Source organism: uncultured Pontibacter sp. (assembly GCF_947502515.1).
Classification (GTDB): domain Bacteria; phylum Bacteroidota; class Bacteroidia; order Cytophagales; family Hymenobacteraceae; genus Pontibacter.
On record NZ_CANNAI010000004.1, the window covers coordinates 203323 to 221484 of the forward strand.

Consider the following 18162-nt stretch of genomic DNA (forward strand, 5'->3'; position numbering starts at 1 on the left):
TTATAAATTTGCTGGTACAACACGGAATTTCTATTGATAAAATTCTTCTAACCAGTTAGTTTATGAAACCCAGTATTGCTTTCACCGGCTCGGCAAGGAGCGGGACAGGCTTTGACGTTTTCAAATCTTATTTGAAAAGGCTGTCATTGCTTCTTTTCATTTTGGGAGGGCTCACTTTATCGCAGGTTGTCCATGCCCAGAGCCAGTTCACGCACGATTTCTCAACCCCTGCAGTCTTAAGTGGTCAGACAGATTCATGGCCATGGAATACGACTGCTACGATCAACGTGGGGGGAGTAGAGTATGAGCTAACCGGTTTAATTAATAATAGCTGGGAGAACAAGAATGATGGCGGCGCTAATAATAGTGCCAGCTTGCACTTTAATACTGCTGCTACAACCAGCTTTACTATAAGGCGCAAAGACAACCAGAAATTCAGGTTTTATAGCCTATGGCTTACTTATACTTGCTCTAGCGATGGATTATATTTACCTCCTCATTTGAGAGTAGCCTATAATGAGACTACTTTGCCGCAGGAAGAATATCAGGAGCGCAACCGGCAAGGCCTAGTTGTATCAAATGATGTGGAGGTCAGGTCTGTCACATTTATGTTTTCAGGGCTTCTTGAGCTAAATATAGACAACCTTGTAGTAGGTCCTGTCGGAACCGCCTTATCCAGTAATGCCAATCTCTCCAACCTGGCCCTCTCAGGCACTACTTTGTCACCGGATTTCAATGTCAATACAACCAGCTATACAGCTAGCGTAGCAAATGCAGCAACATCGGTTACAGCAACCCCCACCAAGGAAGACGCCAATGCAACTGTCAGTATCAACGGAACCATGCTGGCCAGTGGCGTGACCTCCAAAGCAGTTAATCTGAATGTTGGCTCCAACACAATTACTGTTATTGTCACTGCGCAAAATGGCAGCACTAAAACCTATGCAGTTACAGTAACACGTGCTGCTCCTTCGCTTGCAGCTCCTACCACTCCAGACCTGTCGAGCGCCAGTGATTCGGGGCTGAGCAATAACGACAACATCACTAATGATAACACGCCTACCTTCGTAGGAACAGCAACTTCCAACACAACTGTAAAGCTGTATGCCAATGGGACTGTGGTCGGTACTGCAACGGCCAATGGATCTGGTAACTGGACAATAACAACCAGTGCTCTGGCAGAGGGAGCCTATACCATCACGGCAAAAGCAGCAGATGGGGCAGGAAACGAGAGCCCTTCTTCAGCTGGATTGAGTGTAACGATTGATACAACGGCGCCTAACACCACTATAGTCAGTGGCCCAGCCACTGTTTCAAACTCAACCAGCGCCACTTTCACCTTCACAAGCACCGAGGCTGGCAGCTCCTTCCAGGCAAGTGTAGATGGCAGTTCATTTGCCTCCGCTGCCTCGCCGCTGACAGCGACGGGATTGAGCGATGGCACGCATGCACTACAAGTGCGGGCTGTGGATGTAGCCGGAAATGTGGATCCTACACCCGCAACCCATACCTGGAGGATAGATGCGACAGCTCCGGTCGTGACAAGCATCACCCGTCACAACCCGGCAACTGAAAACACGAACGCAACAACCGTTACCTACCTGGTTTCTTTCAGCGAGTCCGTTACGGGCGTAACTGCAGATGATTTCACCCTGAGTTCCATGGGAATGGCAACAGGGAACATTGTAAGTGTAAGCGGATCGGGAAATAGATACGAGATAACTGTCTCTGACATTAGTGGAAGCGGCGCCATGCGCCTGGATATGAATGCGAATGGAACCGGCATCACGGATGTGGTCGGGAATGGACTTGGTGGAGGCTATACCTCTGGCCAGTCGTATACAATAGATACCACAAGTCCAGCCGTTGCCTCTGTTTCTGTGCCTGCCAACAGTACCTACAGCGCAGGTCAGCAACTGGATTTCACGATCAACTTCACTGAAGCCGTAACAGTAGCTACAAATAACGGGACCCCAACGCTGGGCCTGACCATAGGCGCAGTTTCCCGACAGGCGGTTTACCTGGGCGGCTCCGGCTCGTCGGCGCTGAGTTTCCGCTACACGGTGCAGCCAGGCGATCAGGATATGAACGGCATCACTCTTGGGACCATTGTACTGAATGGCGGAACGTTAGCCGATGCTTTTGGCAATGCGGCAATCTTGTCACTGAACAGTGTGCCATCTACAGCCGGTGTTTTAATAGATGCCGTTGCGCCAACCATTACATCTATTAATCTACCCGACGACGGTACTTATAATCTGGAGCGGGAACGCTACTTATTCTTCAGTTTGGAGTTCAGCGAAAACATGCTGCACCTTGAGAATTCCTACCTCGAACTACGGGTGGGTACGGCAATAAGAAAAGCGACCAGAAGTTGGTCTTATGAAAACTATGCCAGCTATGAGTATACGGTGCAGGAAGGTGAGCAGGGACTAGGTCTACAGGTGCTGGCCCTGAAGTCGGATGCTACGATGCCGACCGATATGCAAGGCAACAGACTGGAGACAGGTGCCACGTTCCCCATTTCGCGCAGCAATGTGCGTGTAGATGGTATTCGTCCAATTCTCTTGGGGTTAACGGTGCCAGCAGATAAAATCTACAAGCAAGGCGAGCATCTAGACTTCACAGTACGCTTCAGTGAGAAGGTAGAGTTGAGTGAGGCAGGGCCAATATTTGGTCCCTTGAGCGCAAGCGCAGCAACTGAGGAGATGCCGGAAATGCCTGAGCTACCAGAGGACGGGAAACCCTTTATTCCACTGAAGATCGGAAACAAAGTGGTGCTGGCGCTTTATAACGGAGGAAGCGGCACCGAGCAGATAGCTTTCCGCTATACCGTACAGGAAGGAGAACTGGACATGGATGGAATTGAAGTTGCCCCGGGAATTGTGGTCGCCAGTAACATCATACCAGGTCCTAGGCCTATGGGAGCCTTGCCTACCGGAATATTCACCATTACCGACCTGGCGGGTAACGAAGCCTCTGATCTGGAGTTTGATGAGGTGCCAGTTACCACTGGAGTGCTGGTAGATGCCGTTGTTCCAACGCTGCAGTCTGTCAGCATAGCCTCTAACAATAGCAACAGTGCACTGGCAAAAGCAGGAGATGTGATCACGCTGCATTTCGTGGCAAGTGAAGCCATCCGGCAGCCAACGGTGCTGATCGCAGGCAATGCGGCAACAGTAGTGGCTGTGTCGGGCCAGGAGTATCGCGCGACCTATACCATGTCTGCTGCCAGTAACGAAGGTAACGTACCGTTCAGCATCAGCTTCAGCGATCTGGCAGGCAATGCAGGCGTAGCTGTCAGCGCTACCACCAACGGGAGCCGTGTCACCTTCGATAAGACCGCGCCGACCGGAGCACTTGCCATCAACGGCGGGGCTGCTTATACCGCTTCCTCGCAGGTGGCGCTTAGCCTTACAGCAACCGATGCCTTGACTGGCGTAACGGGTATGCGCCTCTCCAACGATAATCTTACCTGGGATGCTTGGATGCCATTTGCGGCAAGCCATACCTGGACTCTGTCTTCCGGTAATGGCAATCGCAAGGTATACGCGGAGTTGCGCGACGGTGCCGGCAACATTGGTGCTGCCGAGGCGCAGATCATAGTGGACAATGTGCCGCTCACCCTTACACTTTCCAGCGATGTAGGAACCGCTACCAACACATCTTTTGAGGTCCTCTTCACATTCAGCAAAGCCGTAAGCGGTTTTGCACTTGCAGACCTGACAGTATTGAATGCCACGGCTTCCAACCTGATGACTGCTGACAACCAGGTATACAAGGCGACTATAACGCCTGCCTCTGAGGGAGAAGTAAGAATCAGCGTGGCAGCAGGTGTAGCGGTTGATGCAGCAGGCAACCAGAACCTGGCTTCAACTGAGCTAGTTCGGAACTTCGACGTCACAAGACCACAGGTAACGGTCGCCAGCACTGCCACCAGCCCAATTAATACAGCTTTCACAACACAGTTTACTTTTACAGAAGACGTAGCAGGATTTGATCTGTCGGACATCACTGTCAGCAACGGAGCTGCCTCTGATTTTGTAAAAGTGTCCGCTACAACCTACACAACTCTTATTACGCCAGCCGCTAACGGCGAAGTGACAGTTGCCGTAGCAGCGGGCATAGCAAAGGACGCAGCTGGCAATGATAACCTGGCTTCCAATGTACTCAGAATGTCTTTTGACACAGCCAAGCCTACTGTAATACTGGCTTCTACTGCAACGGCTGCGGTAAATGCGCCATTCAGCGTGAGCCTCACCTTTAGCAAGGATGTGACTGGTTTTGCTATCGGTGATATTGCCGTAACCAATGGCGCAGCCGCTGACTTCGTGGTAGTCGACCCGAAAACCTATACTGTGCAGGTGATACCTGCAGCCGATGGGGAGGTGAGCGTAAGCGTGGCCGCCAATGCAGCCCAGGACGGCGCTGGCAATGGCAATGAAGTTTCGAATACGCTTACCCGCCGCTACAATACCACGCGACCAACTGTAGTGGTCCGAACAAGCGCTTCCAATCCTGTCAACAGTGGGTTCTCCATTACGATGGAGTTCAGCGAAGATGTGTCAGGCTTTACCGCGACAGGTATAGCCGTTACGAATGGTACACTTACACAATTCAATCAGGTGGACGGACGCCGCTTCAGTGCGCTGATAACTCCTTCGGCAGCGGGTGAGGTAACCGTACAGGTACCTGCCAACGCGGCGAGCGATGCAGCCTCGAACGGCAATTTAGCTTCCAACTCGCTTGCGCTGGTGTATGACGCCGATCGCCCTGGCGTAGTGCTGGCAGGCACTGCCCCGGATCCGATCAACAGGTCTTTCCAGGTGAGCGTTACGTTCTCCGAGCCTGTGACAGGATTCTCTACGCAAGGTATAACGGTAGCTAACGCCACGCTTTCCGGCCTGGCCACAGCAGATAACCTGCAGTATACCATCGAGATAAACCCGCTGGCTGACGGACTGGTAACACTTTCAGTATCGGCTAATGTAGCGCAGGACGCGGCAGGCAATGGTAACACGGCTTCTGAAACGCTAACCAGAACCTTCAATGCGACCAGACCGACACTTGCCCTGTCAACCAGCGCAACTAACCCGACCAATGCTGCTTTTGAGGTGACCTTCACCTTCAGCAAAGAAGTGAGCGGCTTTGAAGTAGGAGACATTGCGGTGAGCAACGGATCGGCCTCCGCCTTTGCGCAGGTTTCCGCGCAGGTATACACTGCCCTGATTACACCAACTGCCGAGGGAGAAGTGATCGTGAGCGTGACTGAAAATGTGGTCCGTGATGCAGCTGGCAACGGAAATGAAGCAGCCACAGCCCTGAAACTGAATATTGACAAGACACAGCCAACCGTCGTGCTGGCTTCAGAATCTCCTGAGAAGCTGAACGCAGCCTTTGAGGTAGCTGTCACGTTCAGCGAAGCGGTAACCGGAATTATAGGCGCTGATGTGACGCTTATAAACGGTACGGTGACAGCCTTCTCGGTCAAGAATGAGAAGGAGTATACCCTGCAGATCACGCCACAAGCGAACGGAGAAGTGCAGGTATCCCTTGCAGCCGGAGTGGCGCTGGATGCAGCCGGTAACCTGAACCTTGCCTCTGAGCAGCTCACCCGACTCTACGACACCACAAGGCCAGTAGTGGAAGTGGCCACAGAAGTGACAAGCCCAATCAATACTGCCTTTACTGTGCGCCTTACCTTCTCTGAATCTGTAGAAAACTTGGTGTTAACTAACATCTCGGTAGAAAACGGAAGCGCTTCTAACCTGACCAAGGAAAGCGCCACGGTATACACCGCACTTGTGACACCAACTGCAAATGGTTTGGTCACCATCTCCGTGGCTGAGAACGTGACCCAGGATGCATACGGTAACGGCAACCTGCCATCTAATCGCCTGCAGCTAAGTTACGATGTAACACAGCCAACGCTGGTGCTGTCCACGACGGCTGCGGATGTGGTGAACAGCCCATATGAGGTAACCTTTACCTTCAGCAAAGCCGTGACAGGGTTTGACGTGCAGGATATTGCCGTGACGAATGGCTCGGCTTCGACCTTCAAGCAAGTATCTGCTCAGGTATACACCGCCCTGGTAACACCAATGTCGGATGGCGAAGTAGGTATAGCCGTGACGGCTGATGTAGCCCGCGACGCTGCCGGAAACGGTAACCAGAAAGCCGATGCACTAACCAGAATATACGATGCCACCAAGCCAACGCTTGTGCTGAGTACAGAAGCCAATAGCCCAATAAACGCTGCCTTTGACGTCGTGTTTACTTTCAATGAGCCAGTTTCCGGTTTCACCCTGGCAGACATCGAAGTGGCTGGCGGCTCTGTGTCGAACCTGGCACCAGTTGTAACCGGCAAGGTATACACCGCCACGATCACGCCAACTACAGAAGGGGAGGTAGCCATAAACGTTGCTGCGGATGTGGCAGAGGATAGAGCCGGTAACGGTAACCTGGCTTCTAATACGCTGCGTTTGCAGTATGATAAAACAGGTCCGGCAGTCGCACTGACTACCACGGCTCCGGCCCTGACCAATGCCGCTATACCTGTTTCGATTGCATTCAGTGAACCGGTAACAGGCCTCGATTTGGCCAATATCACCGTCACTAACGGCACAGCGTCTGACCTGACGAGAGAAAGTGAAACCAGGTATAACGCTCTGGTAACGCCAGCCTTTGACGGAGAAGTAAGCATCAGTATTTCCGAAAACAGAGTAGCGGATGCTGCTACGAACGGCAACACAGCCTCTAACCAGCTGACCCTGACTTACGACGGCACGGCACCTGCCGGCTACGCCATCGCCTGGGGAGCTGCCCGCGTGGATGTGTCGAACCTGGAGGAGATGACACTGCTGCTCTCCGGATCTGAACCGGGTACTACCTTTACTTACCGCATCACAAGAGGTCAGGAAAGCACCGTAGTAACCGGCACAGGAGAGGTGACGGAGGAGAGTTTAAGCATTGCGAACCTTGACCTGGAAAAACTCAAGGATGGTACGCTGACCGTGCAGCTATACCTAACAGACAAGGCCGGCAACAAGGGAGTGGAAGCAACGGCGCAGGTAGTTAAAATTACCCGCAACATCGCTTCCGTGACAGCTCCGGACATGATCCAGGTGCCGATCCGCACAAAGTTTGAGCAGGTTCAGCTGCCAGTGACTGTAGCGGTTACTTACTCTACTGGTGAGGCAGCACAGGTGAACGTACGTTGGGAAGCCGGCGCCTACGATGGCACCAAGGCTGGGCCCTATGTGCTGACTGGTATACTGGAACTGGCTGACATGACCACTAACCTGAGCAACCTGACCGCTAAAGTGACTGTGGAAGTACAGCCGAACAAAGTGCCGACTGCACTTGCCTTCAGCGCTACCACCTTCAAACCAGAGGCCACGGCTGACGAGGTGATCGGTACCCTGAGGACCACCGACCCGGATGATACCGAGTTTGTCTATACCCTGGCAAGCGGCGAGGGAGACACACATAATGCGCTCTTTGAGATCCGTGGCGATCAGGTATACCTGAAGTCAAACAAGGGGCTGTCAGGTATGACAAGCTTCTCCATCCGCGTGCGCAGCACAGATCCATACCTGAACACGATCGAGCGCACCTTTACGCTCACCAAGCAGGCCTATGACCGCACGGTGGACCAGCTCAAGATCGTGAACGCCTTCTCTCCGAACGGAGACGGCATCAACGACTACTGGACCATACCTGAGTTGCGGTTCTACAACGAGGTCTACATCCAGGTGTTCGACCGCTCCGGCGTGCGTGTATTCGAAACTACCAATCCGGAGAAGGGTTGGGACGGACGAGGTCCGAACGGACAGATTCTAAAAGGCCCTTTCCTTTTCACCGTGGAGGTGAAGGACATCAACTGGGTGAAGCGTGGCGTGGTGACAATCCTTAGCAAGTAATCAACATGAAAAAGTTAATCCTATCTATACTATTCGTTGCTTCTGCTCTGGGCGTGAGTGCCCAGAACAGAAAGCACATTGCCAACTTTCAGCTGTTTCAGCAATACTACAACCCCTCGCTGACAGGCTACGAGGGCTCTATGTTCAAGGGCTTCCACCGCAACCAGTGGACAGGCTTTGAGGGAGCGCCCCGCACCTACTTCGCCTCCGCAGAGTTGGACCTGGCAGACATGACTGCCTGGCGAAAAAGTGACATGCTCCGCACCCGGCAGGATGATTACTACAACCGCCAGGTTGGTGCCAAGCATGCTTTCGGTCTGTCGGTGCTGCAGGATGAGTTCGGACCCTTCTCCGAAAGCCAGGTGCAGTTGGGCTACGCCTCGCGGGTGCGCCTTTCAGAAAGTCTGAGCCTTCGCTGGGGTGGAGCCATCGTTTACAATGCCCAGCGCCTGGACGGCAACAGGCTGACGGTTGACAACGAAAGCGACCCGGAGTTTCAGGGTGTGCTGGGCCAGCGCCTGCGCCAGGGCAAGCTCGACCTGAACCTGGGCTGGACGCTGACGGCTGATAACTTTTACATTGGCTATGCTATGCAGGACGTGACCAAGGGCGGCATCGTGTCAGGAGGAGATGAGTTTCTGCAGGACCTCTATACCCGCAAGCATCTGCTGCAGGCAGGCTACCGCACTGCCCTTTCCGATGAGTTCGGGCTGGTGGCCAATGCCATGCTGCAGTACGACGACAAGCTGAAGGAGAGCGCCGAGCTACAACTCAAAGCGATCTACCAGAACATGCTCTGGCTGGGAGGCAGCTACCGCCAGGATCTGGCCTGGAGCGCCACTGCCGGGTTGCGTCTGGATCAGTTCCGCATTGGCTATGCCTACGAGATCCCGATTCAGAACGCCCGCCACGTGAGCCGTAGCACCAACGAGATCTCCCTCACCTATAACCTGATTCCGGTGAAGTATCCCAAGTACGGAAGACAAGTGACTATCTGGTAAAGCAAGGCGAACATGAAGAAGATTATATATACCATTGGATTGATTTTAGGAGCCCTGACAGTGGGTCAGGCTCAGACGAAACTCCTGGAAACGAATGCTGAAATGGCCGGCGTGGCCTTGTTAGGAGAGGATATTCTACTCGTGACCAAAAAAGAGGGCGACGGGCAGTACCTCTACACTGCCCGTCTCGGAGAAGCAAAGGCCACGGAACGGGCCATTGTTCTGAATGCCGGCCGCATCAACGCCATTGTTGGAGGTGACCTGGCAGCAGGAGAGGTGTTTGTCTACCACAAGTCGGGCAGGAAACAGGAACGGATAACCAGGTATAAGTGGACAAACGGAGAGTTTGTAAAGGGTGAGGAAGTGCGTGTTCCCCGCCTGCGCAACCACTCTTACAATCTGGGCTTATACCTGACCGAGGACCAGCGCCAGCTCTATATCGCCGCCGAACTGGGAGGCTCACAGGGCTACGACGATCTATACCTGAGCGAGTGGAACGGCAAGTCGTGGTCCCGCCCGCGCAACCTGGGCAAGCAGGTCAATTCCGACCAGGCAGAGTTCGCTCCTTTTGTGCGCAACGATTCACTGTATTTTTCCCGTCAGGAGGGAGAGGCCGCCTACATTTACGGAGCCGCTTTGCAGAACGGGCAGCCGGGAGAGGCTGTGCGACTGCCAGGTGTGGTAAATGGAAAGGAGACTTATAACGCCTACTTTAGCAAGCGTGCTGACTATACCTTATGGGTGACCGGAACCGGTAAAGAGGCGCCGCGCTATGTTGCTTACATGCTAGGCGAACGGTCTGTGCCAGTTGCCACAGCCACCGTCGAGGAGGCTGAGCAGGCTCCAGTTGAGCAAGCTGTTTCTGAACCAGCTGTAGAGAAAGTGCTTAAACAAACAGTGGAGCCCATCTCTGAGGAACCGGCCGTTAAAGCTCCCGTGCGAGCCGCGACACCTACGCTGGTGCTCTACAACGAGTTTAACCGGGTGCACTTGAGCCTGAGCGAACTGGCCGGTTTGTCCCGCTTCCTGCGTCTGCAGCCAGAAGGAGCATCCTTTGTGATAAAAGGCTACTCCGACGGCTACGGGGAGCCTGCGGCAAAACAGCGTGTGAGTGAGCAGCGCGCTCAGAGCGTCAAGGCCTATATCCAGCTTTACTTTGCGGATAAGGCCTTCAGGGTAGAAGTGGAGGGTGAGGTACTCCAGGGTAAGGGCAAAGCACACCGCAAGACCGAACTATACACGGTGCAGTAGTTCCTGACCATAAACATACAAAACACGAAAAAGGAGGCCCCTACCTAAAAGAGGGGCCTCCTTTTTTTATCAGTTCTTAAATCCACTCTAGCACAATCCCATTTCTTTCGCTTAAATTACGACCTTGTATCAGCCTGCTTTGGAACTTCATGCGTACAAAGCAGGCAATATGAACTTACCTCACCTTAAAATAAAAATACACCATGGCGACAGGACTTCTTGCGCTTTTAGACGACGTGGCAGCGCTGGTGAAAGTCAGTGCGGCAACCTTGGATGATGTGCCCACTCAGGTGGCGAAAACCACTGGTAAAGTATCCGGCATTGTGATCGACGACACGGCCGTGACGCCTAAATATGTGGTGGGCCTCGACCCGAAGCGGGAGCTTTCCATCATCTTCCAAATCGCTAAAAAGTCGCTCATCAACAAAGCGATCTTTCTGGGGCCGGCCGCGCTGGTGCTAGGCTACTTTTTACCCGTTGTTATACCTTACCTGCTGATGATAGGGGGTGCTTTTTTGTGCTTTGAGGGCTACGAGAAAGTACACTCCATGTTCAGCAAAACACACGAACCAACCGACGAGCCTACAGAGGAAATGGACATCATCACCCCACAGGAACTGGAGAAACAGCGGGTGAGCGGTGCAATTAGAACAGACTTTATCCTTTCGGCAGAGATCATGGCCATAGCGTATGCCACGGTTGCTGAGAGTCCGCTGGTGAACCAGATCGTGGTACTGTTTGCGGTAGCAATCTTCATCACTATCGCAGTGTATGGCTTTGTGGCCCTGATCGTGAAAGCTGACGACATTGGGGTGCACATGGCGCAGGACAAATTCCACCCGACCACCCAAAAGATCGGGCGGGGTATTGTGAAGTCCATGCCGAAATTTCTGACAGTATTGGGGTATGTGGGTACTGCCGCCATGCTATGGGTAGGAGCCGAGATCATCGCGCATGGACTGCCGTTTATGCACCACCCGATGGAAACCCTGGACCACTTATTCCCTGATATACCTGCGCTTGGCTGGCTGGTGAAAGTGCTGGTGCTTGCGCTGGGCGGAGTACTGCTCGGGGCGGTCATTGCGCAGGTGGTTTCCCTGGGCAGTAAACTTTTCAAGCGGTCCCCCGAGAAGGTGACGCATTAATTTACCTGAACCATAAAAAGCAAAAAGGTCGCCTAGCAATAGGCGACCTTTTATATTTCATTAATTACATTCTTAGTTTAAGCTCCGGCTGTCTTAGCCAATCTCTTCTCGCGGCTAACCTGCTTCTTCGGCTTCTTCTTTTTGTTCCACCACACCAGGAAGCCAGTGATCGGTAAACTGGCGCAGATCAGACTAATGAAGAAGGCCAGGATCTTGCCCGGCATCCCCCACACAATGCCTACGTGCATGTCGTAGTTGAGCATCACGAGCTGGTCTGCCAGACTCGCCTCCGAGAATCTGTCGCCTTGCACGCGGTAGAGTTCCAGAGTATGCTGATCGTAGTAGTATTCGTTCCGGTTATACCATGAGCCAAAGTCCTGGTAAGCCGTAAGCTCGATCGCATCTTCCTCGTCCTCCAATATCGGCGTCATGTACCAGCCCTGTGCATTAGGCTCCAGGGCCAGCGTCTTGTACCAGGCTTTGTCCAGCATCGACACTGTGTCGTTGGCAAACAGACCTGCTTTAGAAACGTCAGAGTGCGGATGGTGGTGGCCGGGTTTCTCCTCGCCGCCTGAGGTGAGGTAGTACAAACCATTGCCGAACCATTCAAAGCTCCAAACCAGACCCGTTACGGCCAGCACAAAAGCCAGGATCAGGCTGTAGAAACCTACGACATTGTGCAGGTCATAATTTACCCGCTTGAACTTGCCGTTCCACTTAATCTTGAAACTTTTGTTAAGTTCAGACTTGCTCAGTTTCCTGGGCCACCACATTACCAGACCGGTAAAGAGCAGCAGTACAAAAATAAGCGTGGCTATACCTACCACCGGGCGACCGATCTCATAAGGCAGCCACAGGGCCCGGTGACCGTCTATGATAAAATGAAAGAAGTCGAATTCCCCGTTACCGTGCGATTGCTTCTTCAGGAACTCCCCGGTGTAAGGATTGATGAAAATGGCGGTAAAGTCTGCCTCCCCGTTGCCCGCACCCATATACCCGACTGCTGCGGCTCCTTCTTTGTTGCTATAGGTGAGACCGGTCGGCTTTATGCCAGGCATATAGGCTGCTGCCGTGTCCAGTAGCTGGCTGGGTGGTACAAAGGGTTTATCCTGCGCCTCTACAAAGCGCCAGGGCTCCAGGGCATCTTTTATGTCCGACTCAAAAACATAGATACAGCCCGTAATGCTGACGATGAACACCACAATGCCCGAGGCAAGGCCAAGCCAGAGGTGCAGCCAGTCATTCACCCGCCTCAACACACTTTTGCCGCTATTCTTCTTGCTTTTCATCTTAACAGAAAGGAGTTTTTAAAGAGAAAATACCCGCTCCATCGTGCACCGATGAAGCGGGTAAAAGAGTTCATGTTCTCTGCTACAGCTTTGAAATACCAGCCACAAAGTTGGCCTCTACTTCAGCGCCTTTCGTAGCCGTGTTGGTTTCAGTGTCTATTCTGTATACATAAATAGCGTTACCTTCCGGGATGCTCATGTACACGTACTTACCATCCTGCAGTGCTGCCAGTCTGCGGCCACTGCCAGCATGCTCCGGCAAGCCATCAATGTAAGTCAGCGTCTTATTGTTCAGGTCGATGATGGCAGAGCGAAGCGGTCCGTCAGACCAGGCGGCCTGCTGGTTTCTGGCAGCTGTGTTGACCTCAACAAATGCTTTACCGTTGCCCAGGTACTTCAGGTGCGAAATGGTTTTGCCTCCGGTCAGCTGCTCCACATCGAAGAAGTAAGTCTGGTCGAAGGTCGTTTCGCCGTTCTTGATACGCAGGATGCCTGGCTTGTTGGTCACCTGGCTGTAGCCGTTTGCCGGATTGGTATGCGACAGCGCATAAACATCTCCCTTCTCATCTTCCGTCAAACCTGACTTGGTGTTAAAGCCACCGATCGGACCGGTGCGGGTATCTTCTATCACTTTCTGGAATTCTAGACCCGGGTAAGAGAAAACTGCGATCTGCGCCTTGTCAGTATGCTGGGTTGCATACGTGGTCGGGTCGCTGATGTAGTAGCTCAGGTATAGGTTGTTGCCACTGATGGCCATGCCTGAATAAGAGGGTGCCTTGAGGTTGGTGATGGCAGAAACAAGGTGCTGCTTGGTGGCGGTAACCGTTACCGTGTTGGCGCTGAAGGTATGGAACTTGATCACGTCGGATGTCGATGCCATTTCCACGCCCACCAGCGTATTGTTGTCAGCCTTAATAATATCAGACAGACTGTTTGGGAAAGAGACGTTGCCGATCTGCTTCAGTTCGCCGGCTTCATTCTTAGAGATACCCACCACATTCACGTCATCAAGACCGCCAATGCTGTAAATAGTTTTGCCGATTTGCGTGAAGTCGTAGTAACCCGACTGCTCTATACCTTGTCCTTTGGCTGAGATGTTTCCGGTCATTAAATCACCAAAAGGAACAGTATAGTAAGTAAAGATTCCGTCGCTGCCTCTAACAGCGAGTGACATGGCAAAAGAGCTGTCCGCGTCTGGTGTCGGGTTTTCGTCATTACTGTCGCAGGAAGTGAACAGGAGGGCAGAGCAAAGGCCCAAGACTGGCAATGCCAGCTTGCTGGCGTATTTAAATGAAAACATATGAATTGTTTGGATTTAGATAATAGTTAAAGGACATATCGGAATTTCAAGTAAAAAGCACGACCAGGTTTCTGCAGATAGTATTTATCGTAAAGCAGGGCATCAGTCAGGTTGCGGCACTCGATCGCGATGTTGTACCTGCCCTCCCGGAAACTGCCGGAGAGTTCGAGGTTGTGCGATGACTGTGTCGGGATTACTTTCTTAGAGTCTCTGGACCCTAGTTCTGCCCAGCTCAGGAAGTATTGCTCCACATAGTTGTAGAAGTAGTTGATGTTCCAGACAGCACCCGGTACTAGTACATCCCTTAAGGTAAAACCGGCATTGGCGTTGCCGAACATATAAGGGGTGTTGGGTAGTCGGAAGCCTTTCTGAAAGTTTCGCTGCCACCCGGTGTTGGTATAGGAATCGTTAAACACTAAGTCAGCCTGGTCGGTGATATCCTGGAAGGTGAAGTTGCCGCCCAGTCGCAGCATGTCGCGCCATTGGTAGCGCAGACTGCCTTCCACGCCCAGCGTTCTTGTATCGCTCAGGTTGTCGTAATAGGTCTGCGGACTGGCTACTCTTACTACCTGGTAGATCAGATCTTTTGCCTCGCGGTAAACAAAGCTGCTCTCGAGGTTAAACTGATGATCCTGACCTAGCTTAAAGCCATAGGCAGCCCCGGCGTTGAAGTTGTCGCTCTGCTCCGGACCCAGGTCAGGGTTTGGCTGCACAAAAAGTCCGTCTCCAAAAATCTCGGTGGCCCAGGGCATGCGGTAGGTATGCTCGTACGACGCCTTCAGCTGCAGGTCCGGCAACAGGAAATAGGTAGTAGCCAGGCCATAGCCGAAGTTCTGCTTGCTCGATTCAAGGGCCTCGGTGCGCTGGGTTTCAAGGGCGAAATCATACTGCTTGCTTGTTCTGGCATGCAGGAAATATGCTTTGCTAAACAGCGTCGTGCTCCACTTCTCGTTCAGGTCAAACTTGTAAGCCAGGCCCAGTACCTGCTTGTTGAGCGATCTCGGAAACTGGTTCTCAATTCTGTCCGGGTTCTCGGAGTCGAAAGCCTTGCGGCGGAAATAGGAGTAAGCGTAGTTGAATGCCAGTGAATGTTTGGGACTCAAGGTATAGCCCGCATTCAGCTGGCTGTTAAAGTCGTTGTCGTCAAAGGTTGTGTAGGTGCGGAGCAGCTCCCCGTTGTTGGAACCAGGCGTGTAAGTAGCTTGTCCCAGCCAGTTGTAGGTAACGCCACGCAGGGTGTCGATCACTTCGCTTTGGGTGATGTTGTAAGCTGTGTAAAGACTCACATTCAGTCCGTCTACCAGCAAATCGTCTTTGCTGTATCGGAGGGTAGGTACCACCGAACGGCTATTGCGCATGATGCCTCCGTACACGCTGTTCATGGTCGCGCCGGTCTGCACCTGTTTGTCGTTGCCGGAAGCGATCACGCCAAACAAGAGATTGTCAGCATACTTTTTATTCACCCAGCCTGTTTCCAGCTTCACAGTGCCGGAGCGGTAGCGGTCGTGGAATCGCTCTACCTCGGTTGTGTCGATGATGTTGCTGCCCTCCCTGATCGGAACCAGTACCCGGTAGTTGTTATCAGAGTAGTTGTAGTTCACATTGCCCCTGAAGGTATAGCCATTGGCCGGGTTGGTATAGGCGCCATTCAGCGACAGACGGTGTGTGTTGAAGGAACCTACTGAATAGGAGGCGTCCAGGAACTTAGCTTTTCGGTTGGTGATGATATTGACGGCTCCGCCCAGTGCGTCCGTACCCAGCCACACCGGAACCACCCCTTTGTATACCTCAATCCGATCGATGGAATTGACAGGTATGTCACTCATTTGAAGTGAGGAGCCAAAGTTATCCATTGGAATGCCATCCAGGAAGAATTTTACCTGATCACCTGAAAAGCCATTGAGTGAGAAGCTCAGATTCGAGCCCAGACCGCCTTCTTCGAGCACACGCACACCAGCCACCCGGTTCAGCACTTCTTTGGCGTCTGAGGTACTGTTTTGCAGCTCCCTCGTGGAGATGGCGGTAACGGCATAAGGCTGCTCGTTTACCTCTCGGGTGGCAGATTTGCCAACAATCTCCACGCCCTTCATTTCAAAGGTTTTCTCGCGGAGGCTGACGTTTAGTTCTAAGGATTGAGATGGCTTGAGCGAGATGCTTTTTTCCTGTGTCTCAAAGCCCAGGAAGCTGATCAACAAGGTATATTCACCCGGGGATACATTGGTGATTTCATAACGGCCAGCGGCATCCGTGGTAATACCTTTTTGAGCCTCTTTGAGTACCACACTCACGCCTGCCAGCGGTTCACCGGCGGAAGTACGCACGCTTCCGGAGATGACTGCTTTGGTCAGCTCCTGGCCCCAGGCTGCGTTGGTAAAGCATACCAGCACCAGAACTTGTACAATCGCACCGATTAATTTGATAAACTGCTGCAATGCCTGTGTTATTTAGACTGATTTTAAATTGAGGCAAAGCTATGACAGAAAATTTAAGGTTCAAAATTATTTAGATTAATTCTAAACAATAATCAGGTGCTCAGTATCAGCAGTAAATATTTCAATATATAGCAGTTTGTAAGTGTCCTGGAAGCTGAATGGTAGGAAACACAAGAGTGGGAATGAGTTTATAGGATCGCCATTACGCATGGAGGATTAGCCACAGGCAATGAGTTGAGTGCCTGTGCTAAGGTATAGCTCAGAGCAGGCATCGGATTTCTGCATCAGGGTGATGTGCTCTGCAGGGAACGGAAAGACGCTACTTGATCAGAATGATTTCTGCGCAGGGACTAGATGTACACATGCATATACTTGTGCGCTGTTTCAGATACCAGTTTCAGGATGTTTTTCAGGACGGGACTATTGTCATTCTTCCGCCAGGTAACATAGAGGTTCATCTGGTAAGGCAGTTTGATAAAGCGCACATTGGGCAGAGCACTGAAAGAGTAGGAGTAGGGCAGGATAGTCACGCCGAGCCCCTTGGATACGAGACCCAACACCATGCCCCCGAAATCTGTCTCGATGCGCACATCAGGTGTGAAATGATGGTCTTCGAATATCTGACGTAGTCCCGCGGTATAAAACGTCGTTTGAGCCAGATTAGACAAGATGAATTTCTCGTTTTCCAGGTCGTGCAGTCCTGTGAAGTTCTGCTCGGTGAGTCGGTGGCTTTGCGGCACGGCCAATGCATAAGGCTCCGAGTAGAGGCACTGCGACTGCAGCGCAGGATTCTCGGCAGGATCACGGCGGAAGGCCAAGTCCATCTGGTAGTTGAGCAGCAGTTGCTCAAAGCTGATGTCAGTGGGCTCCACAAGCTCCACTTTCAGCTCGGGCAGGGCCTGGGAGATGCTGGTGATCAGGTCTGGCATAAAGCCATAAACGATGGAGCCGGGATACCCGATGCGCACCAAACCAAAGGCACCCTCGTGTATTTTCCGGGCCTGCAGGTGAATGCGGTTTATCTCATCGAGCAGCGGCAGCCATTGGTCCCGCAGAAAAGCACCGGCCTCGGTGAGCTTTACGCTCCGCTTCGTCCGCTCAAAAAGCTGTACTCCCATTTCGTCTTCCAGCGCCTTGATCTGCCTGCTGAGGGCAGACTGCGTGATGAACATGCGCTCGGCTGTGTTCCAGAAGTGCAACTCCTGCGCCAGTGCAAGAAAGTACTTGATCTGTTGTAGCTCCATCCGCTGTGATTCGTTTTTTGCATTAGTCAAGCGAATAAAAGCATTTTTAAGCCCATTTGCACCAGTTTAATTTGCAATCAACAATTAATGTGTAAAACAATGGTCACACTACGAAAATACATGGGAGAGGCGGTTGGTTGGACAGGCGCTTTCTTTTCGCTTTCGGCCTTTAGCCTGAACAGCATGGGCCTTACACACGGACAGTCACTGGTGTATCTGGGGATGAACATCGTCGGATGTTTTTTTATGATTCTGTATGCTGCATCTAAAAAGGCGCATGCAAGCTCGGTGCTGAATACGATCTTCCTGCTTGTTGCCGTGATTGCTTTAGTCAGAGCATACTTCATGCAACCTTAGCCAGCGTTTCTAAACAGCTAGTATTTATAGGCTCCCCGGAGCAAGCGATCCCTGCAGATGAAAATCTGCAGGGATTTTTTTGTTGCTGACCGCACTCGCCGAAGCTGCTTCGCATCTGCTTAGCCACTAGATGCTTGGTGTTCTTGTTGATCATTGATTAACAATTGTTTATAAACGTAAAATGTAGGTATGGACTGCTGTTTTTTTTTTATAACCCAAGG

The 18162-nt window shown here is 52.1% G+C and carries 9 protein-coding genes; 5 read left to right on the forward strand and 4 right to left on the reverse strand.

The features are described 5' to 3' along the window. The first annotated feature begins 500 nt into the window (after window positions 1-500). The 4 genes from Q1A54_RS12080 to Q1A54_RS12095 all read left to right on the forward strand — a co-directional run bounded on the left by Q1A54_RS12080 (window position 501) and on the right by Q1A54_RS12095 (window position 11319). Window positions 501-7922, forward strand: a complete 7422-nt coding sequence (locus Q1A54_RS12080) for an Ig-like domain-containing protein (protein WP_299988360.1) — start codon at window positions 501-503, stop codon at window positions 7920-7922. 5 nt (window positions 7923-7927) lie between these two features. Then, entirely contained in the window at window positions 7928-8923 is a 996-nt protein-coding gene (locus tag Q1A54_RS12085) for a PorP/SprF family type IX secretion system membrane protein (RefSeq protein ID WP_299988363.1), read from the forward strand. Window positions 8924-8935: 12 nt separating this feature from the next. Next, the gene (locus tag Q1A54_RS12090; protein ID WP_299988365.1) at window positions 8936-10174 is read left to right on the forward strand and encodes an OmpA family protein; all 1239 of its coding nucleotides are present in this window, start codon (window positions 8936-8938) and stop codon (window positions 10172-10174) included. 203 nt (window positions 10175-10377) lie between these two features. Then, on the forward strand, window positions 10378-11319 hold the full coding sequence (locus Q1A54_RS12095; protein ID WP_299988368.1) for a DUF808 domain-containing protein: 942 nt from the start codon (window positions 10378-10380) through the stop codon (window positions 11317-11319). A gap of 77 nt (window positions 11320-11396) precedes the next feature. Here the strand turns inward: Q1A54_RS12095 and Q1A54_RS12100 are convergent, their stop codons facing one another. The 4 genes from Q1A54_RS12100 to Q1A54_RS12115 all read right to left on the reverse strand — a co-directional run bounded on the left by Q1A54_RS12100 (window position 11397) and on the right by Q1A54_RS12115 (window position 17584). After that, complete coding sequence (locus Q1A54_RS12100; RefSeq protein ID WP_299988371.1) at window positions 11397-12608, reverse strand: PepSY-associated TM helix domain-containing protein; 1212 nt, start codon at window positions 12606-12608, stop codon at window positions 11397-11399. Between the two features lie 82 nt (window positions 12609-12690). After that, window positions 12691-13908 (reverse strand): DUF4374 domain-containing protein, encoded by a 1218-nt coding sequence (locus Q1A54_RS12105; RefSeq protein WP_299988373.1) that lies wholly within the window; start codon window positions 13906-13908, stop codon window positions 12691-12693. A gap of 26 nt (window positions 13909-13934) precedes the next feature. Further along, the gene (locus Q1A54_RS12110; RefSeq protein ID WP_299988376.1) at window positions 13935-16340 is read right to left on the reverse strand and encodes a TonB-dependent receptor; all 2406 of its coding nucleotides are present in this window, start codon (window positions 16338-16340) and stop codon (window positions 13935-13937) included. A 350-nt stretch (window positions 16341-16690) separates the two neighbouring features. Further along, window positions 16691-17584 (reverse strand): LysR family transcriptional regulator, encoded by an 894-nt coding sequence (locus Q1A54_RS12115; RefSeq protein WP_299988379.1) that lies wholly within the window; start codon window positions 17582-17584, stop codon window positions 16691-16693. Between the two features lie 99 nt (window positions 17585-17683). On the opposite strand from Q1A54_RS12115, the gene Q1A54_RS12120 reads away from it, so the two are divergent. Then, window positions 17684-17941: a hypothetical protein gene (locus tag Q1A54_RS12120; RefSeq protein WP_299988382.1), complete on the forward strand. Its 258-nt coding sequence runs from the start codon at window positions 17684-17686 to the stop codon at window positions 17939-17941. Window positions 17942-18162 lie beyond the last annotated feature (221 nt).

Coding starts and splice junctions, on each gene's coding strand:
- Q1A54_RS12085 (WP_299988363.1), top strand. CDS start 7,928: ATGAAAAAGTTAATCCTATCTATACTATTCGTTGCTTCTGCTCTGGGC.
- Q1A54_RS12090 (WP_299988365.1), top strand. CDS start 8,936: ATGAAGAAGATTATATATACCATTGGATTGATTTTAGGAGCCCTGACA.
- Q1A54_RS12095 (WP_299988368.1), top strand. CDS start 10,378: ATGGCGACAGGACTTCTTGCGCTTTTAGACGACGTGGCAGCGCTGGTG.
- Q1A54_RS12100 (WP_299988371.1), bottom strand. CDS start 12,608: ATGAAAAGCAAGAAGAATAGCGGCAAAAGTGTGTTGAGGCGGGTGAAT.
- Q1A54_RS12105 (WP_299988373.1), bottom strand. CDS start 13,908: ATGTTTTCATTTAAATACGCCAGCAAGCTGGCATTGCCAGTCTTGGGC.
- Q1A54_RS12115 (WP_299988379.1), bottom strand. CDS start 17,584: ATGGAGCTACAACAGATCAAGTACTTTCTTGCACTGGCGCAGGAGTTG.
- Q1A54_RS12120 (WP_299988382.1), top strand. CDS start 17,684: ATGGTCACACTACGAAAATACATGGGAGAGGCGGTTGGTTGGACAGGC.